The sequence below is a fragment of the Lactiplantibacillus sp. 3062 genome (assembly GCF_055413545.1).
In genome coordinates this window covers 344,241-367,465 of record NZ_JBVAYE010000002.1, presented here as the reverse complement: position 1 = coordinate 367,465, position 23,225 = coordinate 344,241, and the positions used below count along the sequence as shown (strand labels likewise).

The following is a 23,225-nucleotide window of genomic DNA, read 5'->3' as shown; positions in this document are numbered from 1 at the left end:
GGCGTTAATATGACTACTTTAATCGATATCACGGGTCAGAAGTTTGGCCGCTTAACAGTCATTAGACGTTGTGGAACTGCCAAAAATGGCAATGCCCTCTGGTTGTGTCAGTGTCGCTGTGGCAATCAGACCAAAGCTGATTCGTACGCGTTGCGGCATGGGCGAGCAAGAAGCTGTGGGTGTTTGACACGAGAAAGTCGGTCGCAGTTAATTCGACGTAATCCCAAAACGGCTGCCAGTATGGGGCGGTTAAGCAATCTGAAAATTCATGATCATCACACTGATTTACCGTCAAAGATTATGTCTAAGCGTAATAAGAGTGGTGTCATCGGTGTCAGCTGGGATAGCAATACTCAAAAATGGGTGGCGACATTTTTCTACAAGGGGCGCTACCTGTTACACAAGCCGTTTCAGCATTTTGAGGACGCTGTTCTTGCCCGCCAGGCGATGGAAAGCCGTTATTTAAATAACAAAGTGTAAATTAAAGTTCTTCCTTGATAGGGCCTGATGCCTTGTCAGAGAAGAACTTTTTTGCGTTACAGCAACGGTACCAGCTTCTTAATTGGACTTAGTGGAGTTCTTTCAGAATTGTAAGTAACAAAAAGGCCTAACATGGGAATGCCAGCGGATAAATTGTGCTTGATTTATGGCGATGAAAATTCCTAAATGATTTGCTTGTATATGACAATTATTAAAAATAAGACGGTCCCTGATCGAACTAGAATCATAAGTATCTTGGGGGCAGGTGATTTAACGGTTCTTGGTTGCAATATGTTTTTTAATCAACAGTCTGATGAAACTTGCCCTAGAAGTTGAGGTTAACTGATGCTTCTGGATCGGTGAAATCGTTAGTTTCATGATGGAACTAGTCATTGGCGACAGAAGCGTTAATCAATGAGCAACGTACCGCTCCGGTTTCGAATTTTCAGACGATTCCGGTATAATAAACCGTAACTGATGACTAGGGGGATAATCACATGATTGAAATTCACGAATTAACGAAGCGTTATGGGGATAAGACAGCATTGAATCAGCTTACTTTAACCATCGCATCAGGACAAATCTTCGGTTTGCTGGGCCACAATGGGGCGGGTAAATCAACGACGATCAAAAACTTAGTCAGTATCATTAAACCGACGAGTGGCACGGTTACGGTCGATGGCTTAGACCTTGAACAGCAACGACAAGCCGTCAAAGAAAAGATCTCTTACGTACCGGACACACCCGATATTTTTCTTCAACTTTCGGCGATGGAATATTGGGACTTGATAGCTGCCGCTTACCAGCAATCAGAGGAAGCCGTTCAGCAACGGCGACAGCAGCTGGTGTCACTGTTCGATATGACTGAACACGTTGACGAACCCATGGCTAGTTATTCACACGGGATGCGGCAAAAAGCCATTTTGATTGGGGCGTTGCTTCCCGATCCAGATATTTGGATTTTAGACGAGCCGCTGCAAGGGTTAGACCCCCAAGCTGCTTTTGATTTAAAAAATTTGATGAAGGCCCATGCTGCCAAAGGCAAGACGGTCATTTTTTCCACCCACAATCTGGATACGGCGCAGCAGTTATGTGACCGATTAGCAATTTTGAAGCAGGGGCAATTGATTTATACCGGTTCGGTTGAACAATTACTAGCTCAACATCCGCAACAATCACTTGAGGCGATATATTTACAAATGGCCGGGCGGTTGACGGATGATCACCTTGTCGATGCGCTGGAGGGTGAGCATGATGCATAAAAGTCAGTTGCGTGTTTTGTTGGCCGTTAATCTTAGGTTGTTGAATCCGCAACTAACGGATCGGCTACGTAAAAAGGGCGCTTCGGGGCCAGCCTTGAGTAAGAAGTTGATGCGGCAATTTTACTTGAATGCCTTGATGTTTCTTGGTATTTATGGTTTGACGATGCTGGCCTTTGATTTTAGCAAGTTGCCAGGCATGTTTACGTTCTATGTGGCGTTATTTATCTTATTGGGAGTTTCACAGAGTATCTCCGGTATTTATAACGTCTTTTTTGCCGGCAATGATCTTGTTGAATACTTACCGTTACCTTTCCGCAATCAAGAAATTTTTATGAGTAAGATTTTGGTCGTGATATTCAACACGGTACCCTTTACCATTCCGTTACTTTTAATTTTTATCATGACCGCAACACGGGCCGGAATCTTTGTGGTGTTAGGTGTGCTGATGGCCGTCTTGATGTATGGCCTAATACTGAGTCTGTTACTATGCTTGTGCGCCCTAATAGTTTTTGGCTTAACCAAGCTAACCGTGTTTCGCGCCCATCAAAAAATGGTGATGAACGTCATGTTAGGCCTTAACGCTGTCTTAGTGCTAGTCGGGCTCTACTTCATGAATCGCGGCTCATCATCTGACACCGGAACGCAGGTTGACCGCGCAGCATTACCCCTATTGATACCGATTTTTAAAGTTTTCACGACGCCGTTGACAATGACGAGTTTGCTAACCTGGGCGAGTTTAATTGTCATCTCGCTGATTTTGTTCGCACTGACAGGACGGTTTGTTTTGACCCACTTAGCGGAACAGCTTACGCAAGTCAACTCAGTGTTAGTGGCAACACCACCGCGTCGACATTCACGACAACATAACCGCAATAAAATTTTGCGTACCTACCAGTTTCAGTTACTGAAAGAACCCAGTTTAGCCTTACAATTATTCACAGATTCAATCCTGCTGCCATTGATTTTAGTCGGGACCGTTTTCTTTTCGGGGACCGCTCCTAATTTTAGCCGGCTATCGCTGAACTGGCTCGGTGTCTGGTTTGTCAGTGGGATGGCCGGTGCGATCGTCAATGTTAATCAAACCTCATTAGTCGGTAATCTCATTTCACTTGATAAAATGAACTTTGACTTTGTGCGTGCACTGCCAATCCCAATGTCCCGTTACTTACGACAAAAGTTTTACTTGGGTTATTGGTTCCAGGTCATGATTAATGGCGTGATGGTTCTAGTGGTGGGTATCGCTGGGCGAGCACCATTAGCCCTAGATTTGGCTCTAATATTGGGCGCTGCTTGGGGGACGTACCTAGCTGCCCAACATTACTTTAAGCGTGATTATCAGCTACGGCTGACGAATTGGACTAATGTGACCCAATTGTTTAATCGGGGCGGCGGTAATCTTGGTTTGATGCTTAACTTGTTGGCCTGCAGTATTGTGGGTGTGCTGACAATTGTGATCTATAGTGTGCTGATTCAGCTGTTCGCGGCGGCAGCTATGGTGATTAATATCATTGTATTAGTTGGCGTCGGAATTATTTCTGCTGGTTTGGTCTGGCATTACTACAAGACTTTTTGGCAGCAACTTGACTAATAAGTGTTAATTTCACAGTCACATAATATTAAATTAAGATAAAAGTGTTGACAAATTGCTCATTGAGTTTTAATGTTAATGACAACTTAATATTCGTCCATGAAACCGATGAAGTGGAGATCAAGATAATGATGCCCGTAAAGAGAGTCGCCGTTGCTGAGAGTGCGATCGAACGCAAATTATTAAATGGACCACTGAGGGCGCGACTAACGAACAGTTTTGTTCTACTACCTCGCGACGATAGGGAGTCGTCAATTCCCGGGAATGTGTTTGCATTTCGCTAAGCTGGGACCCAAGTCTAACCTGAATGGGGTAATTTGGTGTCCAACCAAGGTGGTACCGCGGAAAAATCCGTCCTTGACTGTCATTAGTCATGGACGGATTTTTTTGATAGGGGGCAGTTCAATGCAGCAACGATGGCAATTAACCACAACTCAAGTAAAACTATCTTATTAATGAGGAGTGGTTCAATATGAATCCAACATTACCAACCTTGATTCCTTATCAGGATCATTATCCCTACGTACCAGTGATGGTCAAACGACCACTCGTCACATTTGACCCCATTGCGGTTGCTAAAATTATCCACCAGATGGGGAACGGTTTCGCGCTGACGATTGATCGGCACCAACGATATAGCTATTTTAGTTTTAAACCACAGCGAAGTCTCACGGGTCGGCAACTAGCCAAGCACCAACGACCAGCTAATGAGACACTCCAAGCCATTCTAAACCAATATCGAACACCACGAATTCATGGATTACCACCATTTACGGGGGGCTTGATAGGATACTTCGGCTATGAGTATGTTCAACAATTTGTACCCAAGTTGCATTTGAAATCACCAGCAACCGCAGATCTCGATGACTTAGGTTTATTCTTAGTTACGAGTGTGCTCGTCTATGATCATCGACATCATGAGCTTGGGTTGACACAGCTGATTCCAACTGCGGATTTAGCGGCAACTTACGCCGTGACTCAAACGGCTCTAACGCAACAGTTAGCCGCCATTATTGAACAATTGCAGCAACCAATAGCTTTGCCACCATTTGACTTGCAGCAACCATTACACATGCAAGTGGACCAAGCGACCTATGCGCGTCAGGTTGACCGAATTCGCCAACACATCTACGCTGGTGATATTTTCCAAATGATATATGCTAATCCATGTTTGGGGACCATGAGCGGGTCATTGCTGGCAGTTTATCAGCAACTTCAAAAAACAGCGGCCCCGTATACCTGTTATTTTAAACAGGCTAATTTCGAAATGACGGTGGCCTCACCAGAAACGTTAGTGACGAAGGATGGGGAACAAATCGCGACGTATCCATTGGCCGGGACGAGACGCCGTGGTCGAACACCTGCCGAGGATCAGCAGTTGGCTCATGAATTACAAACCAGCCCTAAAGAGATTGCCGAGCACAATATGTTAGTTGATTTGGGACGTAACGATTTAGGACAAGTTGCAAAGTTTAAAAGTGTCCGAGTGACTAATTTACGGCGATTAATTCGTTATTCGCAAGTCATGCACTTAGGGTCTCGGGTGGCCGCAGAAGTGGCGCCGACTACTACAGCACTCCAAGTGCTTGCCGCTACTTTTCCAGCTGGGACGTTAGCTGGCGCGCCTAAGTTTGAAGCAATGACCCTGATTAATCATTATGAGCAGGTGCCGCGGGGTGCTTATGGTGGTTGCTTTGGTTACTTGGATTGTAACGGTAATTTAGACATGGCGATTGGCATCCGGCTGGCCTACCGGATGAATGAACGGTTAGTGATTCCAGCGGGTGCGGGCATTGTTGCTGACAGTATCGGCGCTCAAGAATTTAAGGAGTGCCAGAATAAACAGCGAGTGATCGTTAATGCAGTACAAGACGCGAAAGGACGAGTTAAAGATGGAATTATTAATTGATAACTATGACAGTTTTACTTATAACTTGTATCAACTAATTGGTCGTCTGACGCCCGATGTACGGGTCATTAAAAATGACGATTTGACGGTTGCTGCAATCAAGGCATTACAACCTGACCATATCATTTTATCACCAGGGCCGGGGACGCCAGCCCACACGGGAGTTAGTCCACAAGTCGTGCAACAATTAGCTGGTCAGGTCCCCATATTGGGGATTTGTATGGGATTAGAAGTGATGGTCACCGCTTTTGGCGGTTCGCTGCAAGGCGCCCAGCATTTAGTTCACGGGCAAGCCACGTTAATGCACGTGCAGCCGTCATCACTATTTAAAGATTGTCCGATGCAGTTCATGGCAGCGCGCTACCACTCGTTGGTAGCTGATGCGGGCCGTTTGCCCGTTAACTTTCGAATCATTGGGACAAGCGATGATCAGGAAATCATGGCAGTGGAAGATGTGGGCCGTCAGCTGTACGGCGTTCAATTTCATCCAGAATCAATCATGACGCCAGCCGCCGTTGGTGAGCAACTGATCCGTAATTTTTTAGCACTTAAACATTAAGCAGACGAGAGTGGAGGAATACTTATGATTGAAACAGCGATTGCACAACTCACTAACCAAGAAAATCTAGACTTTACAATGAGCCAACAAGTCATTACGGAAATTATGAAAGGTCAGGCCACCGACGCACAGATTGGGAGCTTTTTGACCGCCTTAGCCATCAAAAAGGCAACTATCGATGAAATTGCTGGTGCAGCAACTGCGATGCGTTCCCAGGCGTTACCTTTTAAAGTTAAACGGCCCACGCTAGAAATCGTTGGGACGGGCGGTGACCGGTCGAATTCGTTTAATATTTCGACGACCACTGCGCTAGTGGTCGCTGCTGCGGGTGTACCAGTGACCAAGCACGGCAATCGTGCGGCGTCGTCCAAGAGTGGTGCGGCGGATGTTTTAGAAGCACTCGGTATCAAGATCGATCTAACGCCCGCTCAGAGTCTAGCATTGCTAGAGCGGACCAATTTTGCCTTTATGTATGCGCGCGAATATCATCAGGCGATGCGATTCGTCGCTCCGGCCCGGCAACAAATCAAGATTCCAACTATTTTTAATATACTGGGTCCCTTAGCCAACCCAGCTCATGCTGAGATGCAACTATTAGGGGTATACCGGCAAGCTTTAATGGCTCCATTAGCCGAAGTGTTGACGCGTTTAGGTGTTAAACATGCCATGGTCGTGCATAGCCGAGACGGCTTAGATGAAATTTCAGCAGCAGCCCCTACGGATGTGATCGTAATTAATCATGGGCAGCAAGTAACGCGAATCCTGACGCCTGAACAGTTTGGACTGACGCGTTGTGACCATGCGGCTCTTATTGGTGGTAGTGCCCAAGTTAATGCCGCCATCACGCGGGCAGTACTCGCTGGAGAACCGGGGGCCCCTCGTGACGTGGTGTTGATGAATGCCGCCGCGGCGTTGCATATTGCCAAGCCACAGTTGGATCTAGCGGCCGCTTTTGAGTTGGCCCAGCAAACAATCGATCAAGGAGCGGCCACGGCTAAGTTGGCCCAATTAATTCAGAGTAGTCAGGCGGTGATGGCCTCATGATTTTAGATCAACTCGTCCAGGCGAGTCAGCAACGGGTTCAGAAGGTGCCAGTTAGGGAGCGTGTGAAGCGCATTCAACAAGCTCGAAAAATGACCACCCCCGTTTTATCATTTGAAGCAATGCTGGCCCAGCCGGGCTTACAGCTTATTGGTGAAGTTAAGCGGGCGTCACCTTCTAAGGGGCTGATTGCGGCTGAGTTTGACTATTTACAGATTGCGCAAGACTATGTTGCTGCTGGGATCGATGCCATCTCAGTGTTGACCGAACCCCGGTATTTTAAAGGACAGTTGTCTTACTTACAAGCCATTGTGCAAACGGTCTCGGTACCCACATTACGTAAAGATTTTATTGTGGCGGCTAGTCAGATTGCGAGTGCTCGTATTGCTGGTGCTAGTGCGGTTTTATTGATTGTTGCTATTTTAACACCGGTTCAACTGCAGGCTTTCATTACGTTGGCTCATGAGCTGAATTTAAGTGCGCTAGTTGAAGTCCATACAACGGCTGAGATTAAGCAAGCGGTGGCGGCCGGGGCCCGGATTATTGGCATTAATAATCGGAATTTGAAAGATTTCAGTGTCAATTTTGCAACGAGTCGCCAGTTGCGGCAAGCGGTTCCGGCTGAGTGTTATGTGATTGCCGAGTCTGGCATTCAAACGTCGACGCAAGTACAAACGTTGGCGGCCGCCGACTTTGACGCTATTTTAGTCGGCGAAACGTTGATGCGTGCGCCAGATAAGCAGCAAGCTGTCAGACAACTGCGGGCGGGGGTGCGTGGATGACACAAATTAAAATTTGCGGTTTGATGCAACCAGCGGATGTCGTGATGGTTAATCAAGCGCTCCCAGACGCAATTGGGATGGTATTTGCCCCCGGTCGTCGACGACGGATTACGATGGCGACTGCGCGCCAACTAGCCCAGCAGTTAGATTCGCGTATTCGGCGAGTCGGCGTGTTTACAACTAATCAATTATCGGAAATTTTAGCTCTCGTGCAACAGCACATTATTCAGGTGGTCCAGCTACATGCTGCCGCCGATGATCCTCGGATTGCGTCCTTAATGGCCGCCCATGTGCCGGTGATTCAAGCGATGACGCCAGCGAATGCTACGCAATGTCAAGCGGATTACTTATTATTGGATAATGCCCGTCCAGGTAGTGGACAGGTGTTGGATTGGAATCAATTACAATCACAGCGTCCCGTCCGGCCGTTTATCTTGGCTGGTGGTTTAACACCGACGAATATCGTAACGGCAATCAACAAGGTGTACCCGGCAATGGTCGATGTGGCTAGTGGCGTCGAGACGGCGGGCAATAAAGACCGTGAAAAAATCAATCTGATGGTCCAACGGGCGCACCAAACGGGCGTGTCAACACCATTATTAACAGAAATTAGGAGGAATTAGTATGATTAAAAATCAATCACAGGCGGGGCGTTACGGCGACTTTGGTGGTCAGTACGTTCCAGAAACATTAATGACCGAGCTACAGCGGTTGGATCGCGCCTTTCAACATTACCGACAGGACGCGCAGTTTCAAGAAGAGTTGTCTGACTTGTTGAATAACTATGCGAACCGGCCATCGTTGTTGTACCATGCACAACGATTATCAGATCAATTAGGTGGTGCTCAGATTTATTTTAAACGTGAGGACTTGAACCATACGGGTGCGCACAAGATTAACAATGTCTTGGGGCAGGCACTGTTGGCAAAGAAGATGGGCAAAAAGCGATTGATTGCTGAAACTGGGGCTGGACAGCACGGGGTCGCAACTGCAACTATTGCTGCTTTGTTCGGGATGGAATGCGACGTCTTTATGGGTAAGAAAGACACGGATCGTCAAGCATTGAATGTTTACCGGATGCAACTATTAGGGGCCAAGGTCCACCCGGTCACGACTGGTTCAATGGTGCTAAAGGATGCGATCAATGCGGCCTTACAAGAGTGGACGCGGCGCTGTGATGATACAGCTTATATCATGGGCTCTGCAACGGGACCACACCCATTTCCAATGATGGTACATGAATTCCAAAGTGTCATCAGTGTAGAAGCCCGACAGCAGATCCTGGACCAAACAGGTCATTTGCCGGATGCCGTCGTGGCTTGTGTTGGGGGCGGCAGTAACGCCATTGGAAGTTTTGCGGCTTTTCTTGATGATACGTCAGTTGAGCTGATTGGCTGTGAGGCAGCGGGTAAGGGTGTTCAAACGCCGTTGACGGCTGCGACGATTGAACGTGGTCGGACTGGTATCTTCCATGGCATGAAGTCACTCTTTTTACAAGATAAAGCCGGACAAATTGCCCCGGTCTATTCAATCTCGGCTGGGCTGGATTACCCGGGCGTCGGACCGGAACATGCCTACCTGGCTGCGAGTGGCCGGGCGCAATATGTGGGGATCACCGATGACCAAGCAGTACAAGCATTTGAACTGATTGCTAAGGTCGAAGGGGTGATCTGTGCGATTGAGAGTGCCCATGCAGTCGCCTACGTACAACAATTAGCACCAACGATGCGACGTGACCAAACTATTATTTGTACGTTATCCGGTCGTGGAGATAAAGATGTGGCGGCAATTGCAAAGTATCGAGGGGTGACAATTGATGACTGATTTAACAACAATTTTTAAAAATCATAAGGCGTTTATTGCTTTTGTAGTGGCCGGTGATCCTAATTTTGAAGCGACAGTTGACCAAGTTGTTGCGTTAGCAGAAGCGGGTTGTGATCTCGTTGAGATTGGCATTCCGTTCTCAGACCCTGTGGCTGATGGTCCCGAAATTCAGGCCGCTGATCTCCGTGCGTTTGACCAACACATCACACCCCAACGCGTTTTTGAATTGGTGGTGGCAATTCGAGAGAAGACAACTATTCCACTCGTATTTTTAACCTATGCGAACATTGTTTATCAGTTTGGTTATGCTGCCTTTGCCCAGCAGTGTCAAAGTTTGAATGTCGCAGGCTTGATTATTCCCGACATGCCACTAGAAGCCTCTGGTGAACTTCGACCAACCTTAGACCACTATGGTATTGCTTTGATTCCATTGATTGCGCCAACGAGTGATGATGCACGTATCGCAGCGATTGCCCAGCAGGCGCGGGGCTTCATTTATGTCGTATCATCACTAGGTGTCACGGGGACCCGGCGACACATCACGACTGATTTAACAACACTGGTGGCGAAGATTCGCCATGCGACTACGTTACCTGTCGCAATTGGTTTTGGTATCCATGAGCCAGCCCAGGCCCAGGCCATGGCACAAATTGCGGACGGGGTCATCGTTGGTAGTGCAGTCGTGCATTTGATTGCGACGCACCAACCAGCGACAGCAGTCTTAAGGGACTATACGCGACGGATGCGGCGCGCATTGGATGGTCGCACGGCTGATACAGTTGACTGATCTTGTTTGTTACGATGTTGTTGTGCCGGGCTACTTCGATTAAATGCTGGGAAACGCTAGGATAATGTGCTAGTCTAAAAACAGCTTACTGCTTTGTGGGCGTCGTTAATAATAGTTGACGCTAACCAAGCCAGTTAAATTAATTTAAGGAGGGCTCAACATGGCGGATGTACTGATTATTATTGATATGCAAGTTGGTGTCTGTCGCGGGTCCCAACCGGTTGCCAATTTGGCAACCGTGATTGCGGGTATTCAACAGCGCATTACGAGTTATCGGGCTCAAAATAAGCCAATCGTGTTTGTGCAACATCACGATGCTGACTTAGTCACTGGTTCTGCCGATTGGCAGATGATACCAGAGTTGCCAATTGAAGCAACCGATATTGTGGTCCAGAAAACGCACGCCAACGCTTTTTATCACACGGATTTACAAGCCCAATTGACGGCGATTGGATGTCAAACACTTGAAATCTGTGGTGCGCAAGTTGAGTTTTGTGTGGATACGACGGTTAAAATGGCTCATGGGTTAGGCTACCACCTCGAAATGGTTCGGGGGTTGACGACAACGACGGCCAATTCCATGATGAGTGCGCAACAAACGATTGATTTTTATCAAGATCGGATTTGGAACCACCGTTTCTTGACGTTGGTAACAGCATCGGGCCGTATTGACGATTTGTTAGAAAAGACGGGTGATTAGTTGAAAGCATTATTTTTTAATGATTTTGGCGATGCGTCGGTCCTACAGTACGGTGAGGTGGCGGACCCAATCGTTACTGCAAATACTGTATTGGTTAAAACAACGTATATCGGGCTCAACTTTGCCGACATTTATCGTCGTCGTGGTACCTATCATTTGGAAAAGCATCAACCGTACATTGATGGTTATGAAGGCGTGGGAACGGTTGTGGCAGTTGGTAAGCAAGTGGCGAATTTTAAACGCGGTGATCGGGTGTTATTCGTTGACGTGCCGTTTGCCAACGCTAGCCTTGTCGCGGTTCCAGCTGATCAGGCGATTAAAGTACCACGGGCAATCAATGATCAGCAGGTCGCTAGCATTGGATTGCAGGGCATGACTGCGGAGTTCTTAGTCCATGACTTGGCACAAAACCAACCGCACGATCGAGTCTTGATTCATGGCATCAGCGGTGGTGTTGGGCAGCTATTAACGCAACTGCTCGTGGCCAATGAGGTGGCTGTTTATGGTGTGGCGTCAACACCGGCGAAAGCTGAATTGGCCTATCAAGCTGGCGCAACCACCGTTTTTATGCGCCATGATCCTTGGGACACGACCCATCATAATTTTTTTGATACGGTGTTTGATGGGGTCGGTAAGACACTACCAGTTAGTCTGGCGACTACCAAGCACCGTGGGCGGGTCATTTTTTATGGCATGGCAGCTGGCAATCCACCAGTAATTGATCCAGTCAAGCTAATGTCCGAATCCAAGAGTTTGATGACTGGTGATTTATGGGATTATTTGGACAGCGCGGCTGCTCGTCAGTGCCGTGCCAATCAATTGTTTGATGATGTGCTCACGCATCGCGTGACGATACGACCAGCGACAGTCTATTCATTAGCAGAAGGAGCCGCTGCGCACCGGGCCCTTGAGACCGGGCAAGTTGCTGGCAAGATTTTGTTGCGCCCATGAAGTACTTGAATCGTATTTGAAATTAACTGGTTTAATCGAATATCACCAAACGGCATCGGGCAGTTTTTCCGATGCCGTTTTTGTGGTGGATTAGTAGTGCAGGCTGAATCGAGCGCCAGTTAGTCAATTCAACAATTGAATTATTAAAATTCCCAGTCATGACCACGGACTGTTACACTAAGTGCTAAATCGGTCAAATGGAAGTGTGATGGTCATGATTCAATTAGTACGTTATTCGACGACACGGGGAGCACTGAAGCAAATACAACAGTATCAACTGGTTAATGTGATGTACACGGCGACGCCACAACAAGTTATTCGTGCTTGCAAATCTGATTTAGAACGAACGGCCGTTATGATTATGAATGGCAACCAATTAGTGGGCTTTTTCTGTTTGCATGTTGGTCAAGGACCGCTCAGTTACGGTGAAACGGAAGTGAATACGATTTTGTTGCGAGCTTTATCTGTTGATGATCGCTTTAAGCATCAGCGGGTTGCGTCTGACGCGCTTGCCGAATTACCACGTTATCTTGCCAGTCATTATCCGATGATTCAAACAATATTATTAGCGGTCAATCATGCCAATCATGTGGCGCAACATTTATACCTGACCCATGGTTTCACTGATACGCATCGCCGCATAGATGGTCGATTGGGGCGTCAATTTATTTATGAACGCCCAGTCCATTGTCCCATGGATTTAAATTTTGATTGAAATTTGCTTAGTTAGTTCAGTCAATCTAGTATTTGGAATCTTATCGGAACTAGGTGCGATACTTTAGAATCGTTTGTGTCGTTGCGAATGAGATTAGATTTAAACGAAATCTGATTGAACGGCTCGTTTTACGATTGGCTTTCTGTTAGATTATGATAATACGATTAGAAAAAGCCAATCGTAAATTAAGCTAATGGAAGTGATGGTAATGGTAGCAATTCTTTCTCTAATGGTTGTCATGGGTTTTATGATGCTTGGCGAGTGGGTTTCCACGCGCAGTCGGGCCTATGTTCCATCCGTATTTATTACGGCACTCTTATTTCTAGTGGGTTTTTGGACAATTGTTCCCAAAAACATTGTCCCTGCTGCTTCATTTGGCACTGCCTTTATTCAAATTACCCAAGCCGTTTTATTGGTTCATATGGGGACGTTGATGGATCTGAAATTGTTGTTAAAACAGTGGCGCGCAGTTGTGATTGCCCTGAGTGGCGTGGTTGGGACAGTGGTGCTCACGATGGGAATTGGCCGTCTTTTATTTGATTGGCACACGATCGTTGCCAGTGTGCCCCCGTTGACGGGTGGGTTAGTGGCTGCCTTTCTGATGACAGCTGGACTCAAGGCCCAACATATTACCGCACTTGTGGCGTTTCCGGTGGCAATGTTTGTCATGCACAGCATGCTCGGTTATCCGCTAACCGCGTGGATGCTAAAACGGGAGAGTCGCCGACTATTGCAAGTCCGACATGTAGACGTCACGGTCGCGACCGCTGATTCTGCCACCAGTGCGACAGTTCAAACAACGGCGCAATTACCAGTGGGCCCGCTACCAACCGTACCAGCGAAGGTGAAATCAGTTCAACCTCAATTACGGCATTGGCAACTACCGGCTGCTTATGATACTTCAGCTTTTATGTTATTTAAAGTCGCTGCTGTGACTGGGCTAGCTGAATGGACTGCCCAGTTAGCCCATGGCACGATTAATCAGTACATCATTTGTTTAGTGTTTGGTGTTATCGCGCATCAGTTGGGCTTTTTAGAAGATGCGGTGTTGGAGAAAGCGGGCGTCTTTCACTGGCTGATGTATGGTTTGCTAGCTTATATTTTTGCCAATCTAAACATTGTTAAAATCAGCATGTTAAGTGGTATTTTGATCCCGATTGTAACGTTGATCGTTCTTGGTGTTTTAGGGATGTGGATTGCATCTAGCTTATTGGCGCGACCGTTGGGATTTAGCCGCGAAATGGCTTTTGCAAGTGCATTGACTGCCTTATTTGGTTTCCCCGCGGACTATATCGTCACCCATGAAGTGACCGAAATTATGGGATCGACTGCGGAGGAAAAGCAATATTTACTAGACCAGATGTTACCTAAAATGTTAGTGGGCGGTTTTGCAACCGTCTCAGTGGCGTCAGTGATTATTGCGTCAATCTTCTTGAAAATTTTATAGGGGGCTTTTCAGATGATGACAACAACTTTAGCAGCTTGGATGACAACCTTGCGCCATCAATTACACGCACACCCAGAGTTAGCACTACAGGAAGTCGCGACGACCGCTTTAATTAAGCAAACATTGACTGAGTTGAACATTCGGTTGGTAGACTATCCGGGAGAAACTGGGGTGGTGGCCGAGATTGGGCATGGTGCGCCAATCATCGCGTTGCGCGCGGATATTGATGCACTCCCAATCCAAGAAGACAATGAGTTATCCTTTAGATCAACGATTCCTGGTCGGATGCACGCTTGTGGGCATGATTTTCACACGGCCGCCTTATTAGGGGGAGCGCGATTATTGAAAGTGCATGAGGCAGATCTCAATGGTACGGTGCGACTGATCTTTCAGCCTGCGGAGGAAGGACACCGCGGTGCCAAAATGATGATTGATAATGGTGTTCTAGCAGGTGTTCGTGCGATTGCGGGATTCCATAATATGCCGAATTTACCAGTCGGCACTTTAGCGATGAAGTCTGGACCACTCATGGCTAGTAATGATAATTTTGACGTCACAATTTTGGGCCAGGGCGCCCATGCAGCGATGCCCGAAGCAAGTCATGATCCCATCGTGACGCTTGGTGAATTGATCAGTAATTTACAGACCATTCGTAGCCGAAATATTGCGCCAGACGCAGCACTGGTGCTAACGATTGCTGCCGTCCAAGCGGGAACGACTTTTAACGTGATTCCAAATACGGCGAATTTACGAGGCACGATTCGGACCTTCAACACGGCTAACCGGGATCTAGCTAAAGTACGTTTTTACGATATTGTGCGTGCAACTGCCAAGATGAATCAGCAAACCGCTACAATTGATTGGGACCGAGGACCAAGCTGTGTCAACAATAACGCGGCACTTACCGCCGTACTATCACGTGTTCTGAAAGATGATTTTGATATTGTGCCTGCCCAGCTATGCAATGCCGACGATGATTTTGCGTTATATCAAGAATGTATTCCAGGATTCTATGGATTCTTAGGTTCAGGCGGCAATGGGACCTTACATCAATCAAATTACCGCTGTGATGACGCAGGCCTAACCTATGGCGCTCGCTTCCATGAATTGGCAGCTACGGCACTATTAAAGTGGGTTCGAGCTTGAATTGAAAGTGGTCAATCGACAAAGGGAAGACGCCCGACCTTGCTAGGAAACTAACATGGTTGGGCGCATTTTTTATGGAAAGCTTCTGAATGATAAGTAACAAGCGAGTCTGGTCACAATTATCTGAGTAACTAAAGTATTTGTTGATACCCGACTTGGTGCAATCATTAACTGATACGTGCAGATTATTGTTATAATATATGTGTATTAGTTTTAATATTATTATTTTAATGATGAAGGGAACGACCGCTGATTGAATTTTGGTTGAGGCGGCCAAAGGTGATTAGGATGAAATCAACAATTTTCGAAAAAGCTGGACTAGTATCTGTTCAGGAAGTTGACAAACCAACATTACAATCTGATGATGATGTCATTGTGCGCATCGTGCGGACTTGTGTTTGTGGTTCCGATTTGTGGTCATATGCGCATGGTGATGACAAGGCTGCCCATTCGATCAACGAAGGACATGAAGCTATCGGAATCGTTGAGGCAATTGGCTCGGCCATTACGACGGTCAAGCCAGGCGACTTTGTCATCACCCCATTTACCCATGGCTGTGGTGAGTGCGCGGCTTGTTTGGCTGGTTTCGATGGTACTTGTGATCGGCATCCGGGCCACACAAATTGGTCTAATGGCTTTCAAGCAGAATACATTCGCTTCACTTATGGTAATTGGGCGTTAGTTAAGATTCCTGGTCAACCTAGTGACTATACGGAAGGGATGCTCAAGTCATTGTTGACGCTGGCAGACGTGATGCCGACTGGTTATCATGCGGCACGGTGTGCAAACGTTCAAAAGGGCGATAAAGTCGTGGTTATTGGTGACGGTGCCGTTGGGCAATGTGCTGTGATTGCAGCTAAGTTGCGGGGTGCCGCGCAAATCGTCTTGATGAGTCGCCACGAAGATCGGCAGCAAATGGCACTTGCTTCTGGCGCGACCGCGGTTGTTGCTGAACGTGGTGACGAAGGCATTGCGAAGGTACGTGAAATCCTTGGTGGCGGCGCGGATGCGGCGTTGGAATGTGTCGGCACTGAAGCGGCCATTGACCAAGCTTTAGGTGTTTTGCATAATGGGGGTCGCGTAGGCTATGTGGGTGTACCACATTATAATAACCGGCCACTTGGGTCAACCTTTGCTCAAAATATTGCGGTTGCTGGTGGTTCCGCCTCCGTTACGACTTATGACAAACAGTTCTTACTCAAAGCAGTTTTGGACGGTAATATTAATCCGGGCCGGGTATTTACGCAAACGTATCCATTAGCCGACATTAATCAGGCTTATCAAGACATGCAAAATCGAAAGACAATTAAGGCTATGATTACCATTGATTAATCTCGACTAGGTAACTAGTCGCTTAAAAGCAATCGATTAAAAGTCGTTTCAGTACTGATTCATCGTGCTGAAACGACTTTTTCGATGGCGATAATTTAATGGTAAAAATCAATCAAGCTTAGTTGATTTAGACTAGTCTTTGCGTTGGTATTAGAAAAAAGACATGCAACCAGTTGAACCGTGTCATTAAAGCTAGCTGGTCGCACGATTGTAGTTGGCTTCGATAATTAACCGTTTAAAAGAACGCATTTTGCTGTCCGTGCTGTCGCCAGCTTGCTATACTGGGTCAAAAATGAGGTGAGCGTAATGCGAGTCTTTACTTGGATCGTGCGAACAATTGTGGCTGGTGCCGTTTTGATGTGTGTCATTATGATTGGTTTGGCACCGCAAACAGTTGTTACACATTTTAATAGTGCCGGCTTGGCTGATTCATTCGGCAGCCGTTGGTGGCTAGTGATGTTACCACTATTAGTTGTGGTCACGGGTGAAGTCATGATTAAGTTAGCCCGTCAAAAACGGCGCAAGCTCGGACTCTTGCAACTGCCGACGCTAACAGGCTTTGAAGGGCAGTGTTTAGGTGTCATGGTGGGTTTCAGCGTCCTGTTGTGGGTTATATTGCAATCGGAAGTGCAGGGCCGGCTAGTTAGCGGGGGCATTGGCGGATGGTGATTAGGATGAGAAATTGGCAGCAGGATGTTTATGAATTCGCCTGAAATTAATTTCAAGCGAATTTTGGGTGGTGTAGCTATTTTAAATACTTAGACCATCATGGCTTAATCAACAGCGCCAGGCGTAATGAGTGTGATTTTGCAGTTGTTTGAGTTGATTAATATCAGCTGTTAATGGCCTGCGCCAAAAAATGGCATATTATGTTATGATGATGACGTGATAAATCATTAAGCCGTTGCGATTTTCTATGTAAACTATTGTTATTGAAAAACATAGGAGGTCATTGAGATGGCAGTTATTTTAATTACGGGTGCAAGCAGCGGTATTGGGTTTCAGACAGCGAAAGACTTAGCACAGCAAGGTCACGTTGTTTACGGTGCGGCGCGGCGGTTGAATAAACTTGAAGCACTAGCCCCATACGGCGTTAAGCCCTTGTCACTAGATATAACCAATGAGCAGTCGCTTAGTCAGGCCGTAGCAACTTTAATTGCCAGTGAAGGACGCATTGATGTTTTGATCAACAATGCGGGGTATGGCTCATATGGCGCTGTGGAGGATGTTTCCATTGATGAAGCCAGGCAACAGTTCGAGGTTAATTTATTTGGGATGGCTCGGCTGACACAATTAGTTTTACCGTATATGCGCGCGCAACGTGAAGGACGCATTATCAATACCTCTTCCATGGGTGGACGGTTGGTGAGTTATATGGGCGCATGGTATCACGCAACCAAGTACGCTGTCGAAGCGTTTAGTGACGCATTACGAATGGAGACTAAAGACTTTGGCATTAAAGTTGCAATTATTGAACCTGGTGGGATTAAAACCAACTGGGGATTCATTGCTGCGGATCATTTAGAAGCCTCAGCACGTCACAGTGCATATCAAACACAAGCGACCAAGGCTGCCGCGGGTATGCGCCGACAATACTCGTCGCGAATGATGTCTGATCCAAAAATTATTTCTAAAGCTATTTCGAAGGCGGTCAATCAGAAACGACCACGGGTGCGTTATTTAATTGGATTTGGGGCTAAACCGCTGGTACTTGCTAAGGCGATTTTACCGACTCGTGTTTTTGATTTTATCATGATGCATGCCAGTTAGTAGGAGTGATTAGTGTGAAGATTATGGTTTCTGAACAGTTTCAGTGTTTTATGGCAAGCCTTGGCGTTGATTTAAATAGCCTGCTTGAAGCTGCCGGTATTAATAAAGTGGTTTGGCAAGAACAATTAATGCTTTCTGATGTGGAATATTGGCAGTTAATGAACGAATTCGACAACCAATTGACGGATGAAATGATTCTTAGTTTAGGGAATATTACTAACATTAATACGTTTATGCCGTCCTTTTTTGCAGCATTAGCTGCTAAAAATGGTGAACAAGCGATTGCACGCATGGCAACCTATAAATCATTGGCAGGTCCGGTTCATTTAGAGATAGTGACCAAGCCAGATATTGTCAATATTCATATTTTGGGAAATAGTCTTGGCGTCGAGTTGCCGCGTTTCACGATTATGACGGAACAATTGTTGTTAATCAGCTTGTTACGAGTAGGTACGGGAAAACTCATCAAGCCAATTTCAGTTGGTAGTAAGTATCCGTATGGTGATCAGATTGATGCCGTGATGGGCATTCGACCTCAACAATTGGCTGATAATTGCATTCAGTTTCAAGTCACGGACTTACAGCGGGCGTTTATTTCGGCCAATAATTCAATGTGGGCATTTTTGCAACCAGGGTTAGACCAACAAAAACTGGCTATTGAACACAACCAATCATTGCTCGCGACTGTTCAAGCACTATTGTTGAAGAAAATTCCTAGTGGTTCCTTCTCAATTGACGAGATTGCAACAAGTTTGAATCTCAGTAAACGAACCTTGCAGCGTCATCTTAGTACTTTAAGCACCACATTTAATGATGAAGTCCAAATTGCGCGTCGAACCCTAGTGGTACCCTTGATGAAAGATCAATCGCTAAACTTGATTGAAATCAGCTATTTGTTAGGGTATTCAGACCCAGGGTCTTTTTCGAGAGCTTTTAAAAAATGGTTTCATCAGAGTCCATCCGTTTACCGCCAACAATCTCTGGGGATGTTCAAAAATTAACAAGCGTTGCCGTTTAGGTTAAAAGTTATGGGCGTTAAAATCTTATGGATGTGATGGCTTTAGACTGATGAGTAATCCTTTAAATTAATAGATCGTCACAACAATTGTGTTTAAGAATGCTAGTTCTTAGATGCAATTTTTTTTGCGTGCATCTAAGCTAGTGACAGTTGAACAGATTGTATCATTGCTTGCTGAAGTCAAAACTTGTTAGCAATTTGATTATAAACTTTATAGTCAAATTGCTAAACTGTGCCAGTTCGTTGACGGATTATGACCGCAAAAAATGGCTCGTCAAGAAATTTTCGCAAAAAAATAAAGCTCGATTAGAGCCCAGCTTACCGGGATTTGGCTACTAAAAAATGTAACATACTGTAAATTAATCTGCTGAAATCAATTGACAAGATTTGGCCGGACGATTAACTTAATGCCATTCCCAAACGCCGTGAAAGGAGCGACTAACTATGAGTGTGTTAGAAGCAAGTGAAATTATGCAATTAATCCCCAACCGGTACCCAATTTTATTCATGGACCGGGTGGATGAATTAAATCCGGGTGAATCGATCGTGGTGACGAAAAATGTCACGATTAATGAGTCATTTTTCCAAGGGCACTTTCCCGGTAACCCGGTCATGCCGGGCGTGTTGATTATTGAAGCTTTGGCGCAAGCCGCGTCGATTCTGATTTTGAAATCTGAAAAGTTTGCTGGTAAGACGGCTTATCTTGGCGCCATTAAGGATGCCAAGTTCCGCAAAATTGTCCGTCCCGGTGATGTCTTGAAGTTGCATGTCCAAATGGTCAAGCAACGGTCCAACATGGGAACGGTGAGTTGTCAGGCGATGGTCGGTGACAAGGCAGCCTGCACAACTGATTTAACCTTTATCGTTGGTGCAACTGATTCAAAATAGAAAGGTGGTAATGGCAATTCGGCGATTGTCGTTTGGGAAAGTTTTTTAAAAGTATTGCCGAATTGTAACCAACCATGACAACTAATTTTTCGATTTTAGCGAGTGCTAAGGCACTGCCGACGACCAAAGTCACGAATCAAGAACTAACGCAACTGATGGCGACTTCTGATGATTGGATCAAGCAGCGAACGGGAATTCGTTCTCGCCACGTCGCGACCGATGAGACAACGACGAGTTTAGCTGTTTCAGTTGCCCAGCAGTTGTTGCAGCAAAGTCGGCTAGCGGCGACGGCGATTGATTTGATCATCGTGGCAACCATGTCACCGGATTATTTGACACCGGCGACGGCTCCTCAAGTACAGGCAGCAATTGGGGCTGAAAAAGCAATTGCCTTTGACATCAATGTTGCCTGTGCGGGCTTTGTTTATGGGATGCAGTTGGTTCACCAATACTTACAACCGGGCCAGACCGCTTTGTTAATCGGTAGCGAGACCTTGAGTCGGTTAGTAGACTGGCATGATCGTAGCACTGCCGTTTTATTTGGTGATGGTGCGGGTGGTCTATTGATTACTGCTAAGCCTAATACGACCACTGGGCACTGGCTGGGCGGTCATTACGCGACGTTTGGCGCTGACGGGCATTATTTAACGGCGGGACAGCAACCTCAGGTGAATCCGTGGTCGACACGGACTGATGGTGCAGATTCTAACCGCTGGGCCTTTCAGATGAATGGTCGGCGGGTTTATGACTTTGCCACTAAGCAAGTGCCGCACTCAATTGAGCAGGCGTTGATGCAGGCACGGCTCGAGTCGAGTGATATTAAAGCATTTGTGCTTCATCAGGCCAACGCACGTATTGTTAAGAGCGTTGGTCAAAAATTAAACTTAGCTACGGAACAATTACCGATGAACATTGCACAGTATGGCAATACTGCGGCAGCCAGTGAACCGATTCTATTTGCCGAAATGGTTGCCCAAAAGCAAGTTCAACGTGGTGACAAGCTGGTGTTTACCGGTTTTGGCGGCGGGTTATCCGTCGGTAGTGCCGTAATTGAGTATTAATTGATAACTGAAATCAAGCATTTAAAATTAATTTAAAAATTCTGGAGGAATCAACAATGACTAAAACTGAAATTTTTGACCAAATTAAAAAGATGATCGTAGAACAATTAGACGTGGATGCTGACAAGATTACGATGACAACGAACTTTACCGAAGACTTAGCACTTGATAGTCTAGACGTTTTTGAAGTGATCGATAAGATCGAAGACGAATATGATATCGAAATCGAAACGGATGACGCGTTAGCCACGGTTGGTGATTTAGTTGATTATGTGGCGACTCATCAGGAAACTAGCGAGGACTAAGTTATGAAAACGGCAATCTTATTCAGTGGTCAAGGACAACAGTTTGCCGATATGGGGGCCGATCTTTATCAAACGTTACCAGCGTACCAAGCCACGATTGACGAAGCTAATCAAGTGTTGGACTGGGATCTGCGGGTAACTGCTGATTGGATCGATGATGCTCAACGGATGCCGGTTGCAATTACAGCGATGAATATGGGGTTATATCGTGCTTTAACAGCGTTGCTTAATGAGTGTCCGACCGTGTTAGCAGGATTGAGCCTTGGCGAGTATGCCGCATTGATTGCAGCTGGCGTCCTGCCATTTGCTGATGGCTTGAAGTTAGTTGCCGATCGGGCTAGATATATGCAACGAGCGGGATTACAGCATCCCGGGGAGATGGTCGCGGCGTTGAAGGTAACGCCGGCACTGGTTGCAGCCGCTTGTCAAAGTGCCCAAGCAGTGGGGGTTGCGTATCCCGCTAATTACAATCTAGCTGATCAAATTGTTATTGGTGGCGATGCAGCTGGTATTCAAGCTGCGCGAACCTATTTAAAAACACACGGCGTTAAACGGGTGGTCCCATTAGACGTTGCGGTGGCTTCACACACGCCGTTAATGGCAGCAGCGAGTGAGGCGTTGGCGCAACGATTACGATTTGTTAATATTGCAGCACCCCAAATTCCGGTCATCAGTAATACGACCGTGACCCCCTTTAGCCAGGAAACTGTCAAGGAAACGTTGGTAAAACAGTTAGTATCGCCAACGCACTTTGCGGCCTGCTTACAACGAATTGCGACATATGAGGTCGATGAGATTATTCAAGTTGGACCGGGGCATAGTTTAGCAACTTTTGCCAAACAAACATTGCCAGGGGTAAGGGTTTGGTCAATTGAAGATGTGACAGATTGGCAGAATTATTGTCAGGATACTGAGGAGGTACGTGAGCGTGGATGAAGTGATTTTAGTCACTGGAGCTGCTAAGGGTATTGGTTTGGCAACAGTCAAACGGTTGGCAGCTCAGGGGGCCAGCGTTATTTTAAACGTTCATCATGAAATTGAAGCGGCCGATTGGCAAGCATTAACGGCTGAATATCCAAGGTTGACGCAATTAGTTGGTGATGTGAGCGATGATCAAACGGCGGCTGATTTAATTGAGACCGTGATGACAAATTTTGGTCGCTTGGATGGACTCGTGAATAACGCTGGTGTGACCCATGATCAGTTATTAACGCGGCTACACGCGGAAGATTTCATGAGTGTGATTCAAACAAATTTATTGGGCACATTTAATATGACCAAATACGCTTTAAAAGTCATGCAGCGACAGCGACAAGGCGCCATCGTTAATGTTGCTAGTGTGGTCGGGTTACATGGCAATATCGGCCAGGCGAACTATGCGGCTAGTAAGGCTGGAATTATTGGTTTAACTAAAACGACGGCAAAGGAAGCGGCTCGGCGCCAAGTGCGGTGTAATGCGGTGGCCCCAGGAATGATTACGACGGCCATGACGGCACAATTGAATGACCGTGTAACGGCGGCTGCCTTAAGTGATATTCCACTCAAACGCTTTGGGACGCCCGACGAAATTGCCCAAGCAATTGACTTTTTATTGCACCAACCGTACTTAACGGGACAAGTGCTAACAGTTGACGGTGGCATGACGATATAAGATATGGGA

At 46.4% G+C, this 23,225-nt stretch carries 24 protein-coding genes; all 24 read left to right on the top strand.

The genetic code is table 11. From position 1 onward, the window contains the following. Positions 1-9: 9 nt before the first annotated feature. Positions 10-480, top strand: a complete 471-nt coding sequence (locus tag ACWQAU_RS04735) for an alcohol dehydrogenase (protein ID WP_003645142.1) — start codon at positions 10-12, stop codon at positions 478-480. A gap of 497 nt (positions 481-977) precedes the next feature. After that, positions 978-1,742 (top strand): ABC transporter ATP-binding protein, encoded by a 765-nt coding sequence (locus ACWQAU_RS04730; protein ID WP_003640390.1) that lies wholly within the window; start codon positions 978-980, stop codon positions 1,740-1,742. After that, complete coding sequence (locus ACWQAU_RS04725; protein ID WP_027821414.1) at positions 1,735-3,330, top strand: hypothetical protein; 1,596 nt, start codon at positions 1,735-1,737, stop codon at positions 3,328-3,330. The genes ACWQAU_RS04730 and ACWQAU_RS04725 overlap by 8 nt, the downstream gene beginning before the upstream one ends. Before the next feature lie 472 nt (positions 3,331-3,802). Further along, complete coding sequence (locus tag ACWQAU_RS04720; protein WP_027821415.1) at positions 3,803-5,239, top strand: anthranilate synthase component I family protein; 1,437 nt, start codon at positions 3,803-3,805, stop codon at positions 5,237-5,239. Then, positions 5,223-5,798 (top strand): anthranilate synthase component II, encoded by a 576-nt coding sequence (locus tag ACWQAU_RS04715; RefSeq protein ID WP_003640393.1) that lies wholly within the window; start codon positions 5,223-5,225, stop codon positions 5,796-5,798. The genes ACWQAU_RS04720 and ACWQAU_RS04715 overlap by 17 nt, the downstream gene beginning before the upstream one ends. Before the next feature lie 24 nt (positions 5,799-5,822). Beyond that, positions 5,823-6,842: an anthranilate phosphoribosyltransferase gene (gene trpD, locus ACWQAU_RS04710; protein WP_027821416.1), complete on the top strand. Its 1,020-nt coding sequence runs from the start codon at positions 5,823-5,825 to the stop codon at positions 6,840-6,842. Then, positions 6,839-7,621 carry an indole-3-glycerol phosphate synthase TrpC gene (trpC, locus tag ACWQAU_RS04705; protein WP_027821417.1) on the top strand — a complete coding sequence of 261 codons (783 nt, stop codon included), beginning with the start codon at positions 6,839-6,841 and terminating at the stop codon, positions 7,619-7,621. Before trpD ends, trpC begins: the two co-directional genes overlap by 4 nt. Continuing rightward, a complete protein-coding gene (locus ACWQAU_RS04700; RefSeq protein ID WP_027821418.1) occupies positions 7,618-8,244 on the top strand; it encodes a phosphoribosylanthranilate isomerase in 627 nt (208 codons plus the stop codon). The genes trpC and ACWQAU_RS04700 overlap by 4 nt, the downstream gene beginning before the upstream one ends. 1 nt (position 8,245) lies before the next feature. After that, positions 8,246-9,445 carry a tryptophan synthase subunit beta gene (gene trpB, locus ACWQAU_RS04695; protein ID WP_027821419.1) on the top strand — a complete coding sequence of 400 codons (1,200 nt, stop codon included), beginning with the start codon at positions 8,246-8,248 and terminating at the stop codon, positions 9,443-9,445. Continuing rightward, complete coding sequence (trpA, locus tag ACWQAU_RS04690; RefSeq protein WP_027821420.1) at positions 9,438-10,232, top strand: tryptophan synthase subunit alpha; 795 nt, start codon at positions 9,438-9,440, stop codon at positions 10,230-10,232. The genes trpB and trpA overlap by 8 nt, the downstream gene beginning before the upstream one ends. Positions 10,233-10,392: 160 nt before the next feature. Then, positions 10,393-10,932: a cysteine hydrolase family protein gene (locus tag ACWQAU_RS04685; RefSeq protein ID WP_003645134.1), complete on the top strand. Its 540-nt coding sequence runs from the start codon at positions 10,393-10,395 to the stop codon at positions 10,930-10,932. Then, positions 10,933-11,883, top strand: a complete 951-nt coding sequence (locus ACWQAU_RS04680; protein ID WP_003640400.1) for an alcohol dehydrogenase catalytic domain-containing protein — start codon at positions 10,933-10,935, stop codon at positions 11,881-11,883. It abuts the gene before it with no gap. Between the two features lie 214 nt (positions 11,884-12,097). Further along, positions 12,098-12,598 carry a GNAT family N-acetyltransferase gene (locus ACWQAU_RS04675; protein WP_003644329.1) on the top strand — a complete coding sequence of 167 codons (501 nt, stop codon included), beginning with the start codon at positions 12,098-12,100 and terminating at the stop codon, positions 12,596-12,598. Positions 12,599-12,806: 208 nt separating this feature from the next. Next, a complete protein-coding gene (locus ACWQAU_RS04670) occupies positions 12,807-14,045 on the top strand; it encodes a hypothetical protein (protein ID WP_011101496.1) in 1,239 nt (412 codons plus the stop codon). A 12-nt stretch (positions 14,046-14,057) separates the two neighbouring features. Then, entirely contained in the window at positions 14,058-15,191 is a 1,134-nt protein-coding gene (locus tag ACWQAU_RS04665; protein WP_003645130.1) for an amidohydrolase, read from the top strand. Positions 15,192-15,479: 288 nt separating this feature from the next. Then, complete coding sequence (locus ACWQAU_RS04660; protein ID WP_011101497.1) at positions 15,480-16,523, top strand: zinc-binding dehydrogenase; 1,044 nt, start codon at positions 15,480-15,482, stop codon at positions 16,521-16,523. A 306-nt stretch (positions 16,524-16,829) separates the two neighbouring features. Beyond that, positions 16,830-17,192 (top strand): DUF1648 domain-containing protein, encoded by a 363-nt coding sequence (locus ACWQAU_RS04655; RefSeq protein WP_011101498.1) that lies wholly within the window; start codon positions 16,830-16,832, stop codon positions 17,190-17,192. A gap of 288 nt (positions 17,193-17,480) precedes the next feature. Continuing rightward, entirely contained in the window at positions 17,481-18,293 is an 813-nt protein-coding gene (locus ACWQAU_RS04650) for an oxidoreductase (protein WP_003644332.1), read from the top strand. 14 nt (positions 18,294-18,307) lie between these two features. Further along, positions 18,308-19,294, top strand: coding sequence for a helix-turn-helix domain-containing protein (locus ACWQAU_RS04645; protein ID WP_027821421.1), 987 nt, complete (start codon positions 18,308-18,310; stop codon positions 19,292-19,294). Between the two features lie 461 nt (positions 19,295-19,755). Next, positions 19,756-20,199: a 3-hydroxyacyl-ACP dehydratase FabZ gene (fabZ, locus tag ACWQAU_RS04640; protein ID WP_003640408.1), complete on the top strand. Its 444-nt coding sequence runs from the start codon at positions 19,756-19,758 to the stop codon at positions 20,197-20,199. Positions 20,200-20,273: 74 nt separating this feature from the next. Then, positions 20,274-21,260, top strand: a complete 987-nt coding sequence (locus ACWQAU_RS04635) for a beta-ketoacyl-ACP synthase III (RefSeq protein WP_011101499.1) — start codon at positions 20,274-20,276, stop codon at positions 21,258-21,260. A 56-nt stretch (positions 21,261-21,316) separates the two neighbouring features. Beyond that, positions 21,317-21,565, top strand: a complete 249-nt coding sequence (acpP, locus tag ACWQAU_RS04630; protein WP_011101500.1) for an acyl carrier protein — start codon at positions 21,317-21,319, stop codon at positions 21,563-21,565. A 3-nt stretch (positions 21,566-21,568) separates the two neighbouring features. After that, positions 21,569-22,501, top strand: a complete 933-nt coding sequence (locus tag ACWQAU_RS04625) for an ACP S-malonyltransferase (protein ID WP_011101501.1) — start codon at positions 21,569-21,571, stop codon at positions 22,499-22,501. Beyond that, positions 22,488-23,216 (top strand): 3-oxoacyl-ACP reductase FabG, encoded by a 729-nt coding sequence (gene fabG / locus ACWQAU_RS04620; protein WP_003644334.1) that lies wholly within the window; start codon positions 22,488-22,490, stop codon positions 23,214-23,216. Before ACWQAU_RS04625 ends, fabG begins: the two co-directional genes overlap by 14 nt. Positions 23,217-23,225: the final 9 nt, after the last annotated feature.

Coding starts and splice junctions, on each gene's coding strand:
- ACWQAU_RS04720 (WP_027821415.1), top strand. CDS start 3,803: ATGAATCCAACATTACCAACCTTGATTCCTTATCAGGATCATTATCCC.
- ACWQAU_RS04650 (WP_003644332.1), top strand. CDS start 17,481: ATGGCAGTTATTTTAATTACGGGTGCAAGCAGCGGTATTGGGTTTCAG.
- ACWQAU_RS04730 (WP_003640390.1), top strand. CDS start 978: ATGATTGAAATTCACGAATTAACGAAGCGTTATGGGGATAAGACAGCA.
- ACWQAU_RS04725 (WP_027821414.1), top strand. CDS start 1,735: ATGCATAAAAGTCAGTTGCGTGTTTTGTTGGCCGTTAATCTTAGGTTG.
- ACWQAU_RS04715 (WP_003640393.1), top strand. CDS start 5,223: ATGGAATTATTAATTGATAACTATGACAGTTTTACTTATAACTTGTAT.
- ACWQAU_RS04670 (WP_011101496.1), top strand. CDS start 12,807: ATGGTAGCAATTCTTTCTCTAATGGTTGTCATGGGTTTTATGATGCTT.
- ACWQAU_RS04685 (WP_003645134.1), top strand. CDS start 10,393: ATGGCGGATGTACTGATTATTATTGATATGCAAGTTGGTGTCTGTCGC.
- acpP (WP_011101500.1), top strand. CDS start 21,317: ATGACTAAAACTGAAATTTTTGACCAAATTAAAAAGATGATCGTAGAA.
- ACWQAU_RS04700 (WP_027821418.1), top strand. CDS start 7,618: ATGACACAAATTAAAATTTGCGGTTTGATGCAACCAGCGGATGTCGTG.
- ACWQAU_RS04625 (WP_011101501.1), top strand. CDS start 21,569: ATGAAAACGGCAATCTTATTCAGTGGTCAAGGACAACAGTTTGCCGAT.
- trpA (WP_027821420.1), top strand. CDS start 9,438: ATGACTGATTTAACAACAATTTTTAAAAATCATAAGGCGTTTATTGCT.
- ACWQAU_RS04655 (WP_011101498.1), top strand. CDS start 16,830: ATGCGAGTCTTTACTTGGATCGTGCGAACAATTGTGGCTGGTGCCGTT.
- trpC (WP_027821417.1), top strand. CDS start 6,839: ATGATTTTAGATCAACTCGTCCAGGCGAGTCAGCAACGGGTTCAGAAG.
- ACWQAU_RS04635 (WP_011101499.1), top strand. CDS start 20,274: ATGACAACTAATTTTTCGATTTTAGCGAGTGCTAAGGCACTGCCGACG.
- ACWQAU_RS04660 (WP_011101497.1), top strand. CDS start 15,480: ATGAAATCAACAATTTTCGAAAAAGCTGGACTAGTATCTGTTCAGGAA.
- ACWQAU_RS04675 (WP_003644329.1), top strand. CDS start 12,098: ATGATTCAATTAGTACGTTATTCGACGACACGGGGAGCACTGAAGCAA.
- fabZ (WP_003640408.1), top strand. CDS start 19,756: ATGAGTGTGTTAGAAGCAAGTGAAATTATGCAATTAATCCCCAACCGG.
- ACWQAU_RS04735 (WP_003645142.1), top strand. CDS start 10: ATGACTACTTTAATCGATATCACGGGTCAGAAGTTTGGCCGCTTAACA.
- trpD (WP_027821416.1), top strand. CDS start 5,823: ATGATTGAAACAGCGATTGCACAACTCACTAACCAAGAAAATCTAGAC.
- trpB (WP_027821419.1), top strand. CDS start 8,246: ATGATTAAAAATCAATCACAGGCGGGGCGTTACGGCGACTTTGGTGGT.
- ACWQAU_RS04665 (WP_003645130.1), top strand. CDS start 14,058: ATGATGACAACAACTTTAGCAGCTTGGATGACAACCTTGCGCCATCAA.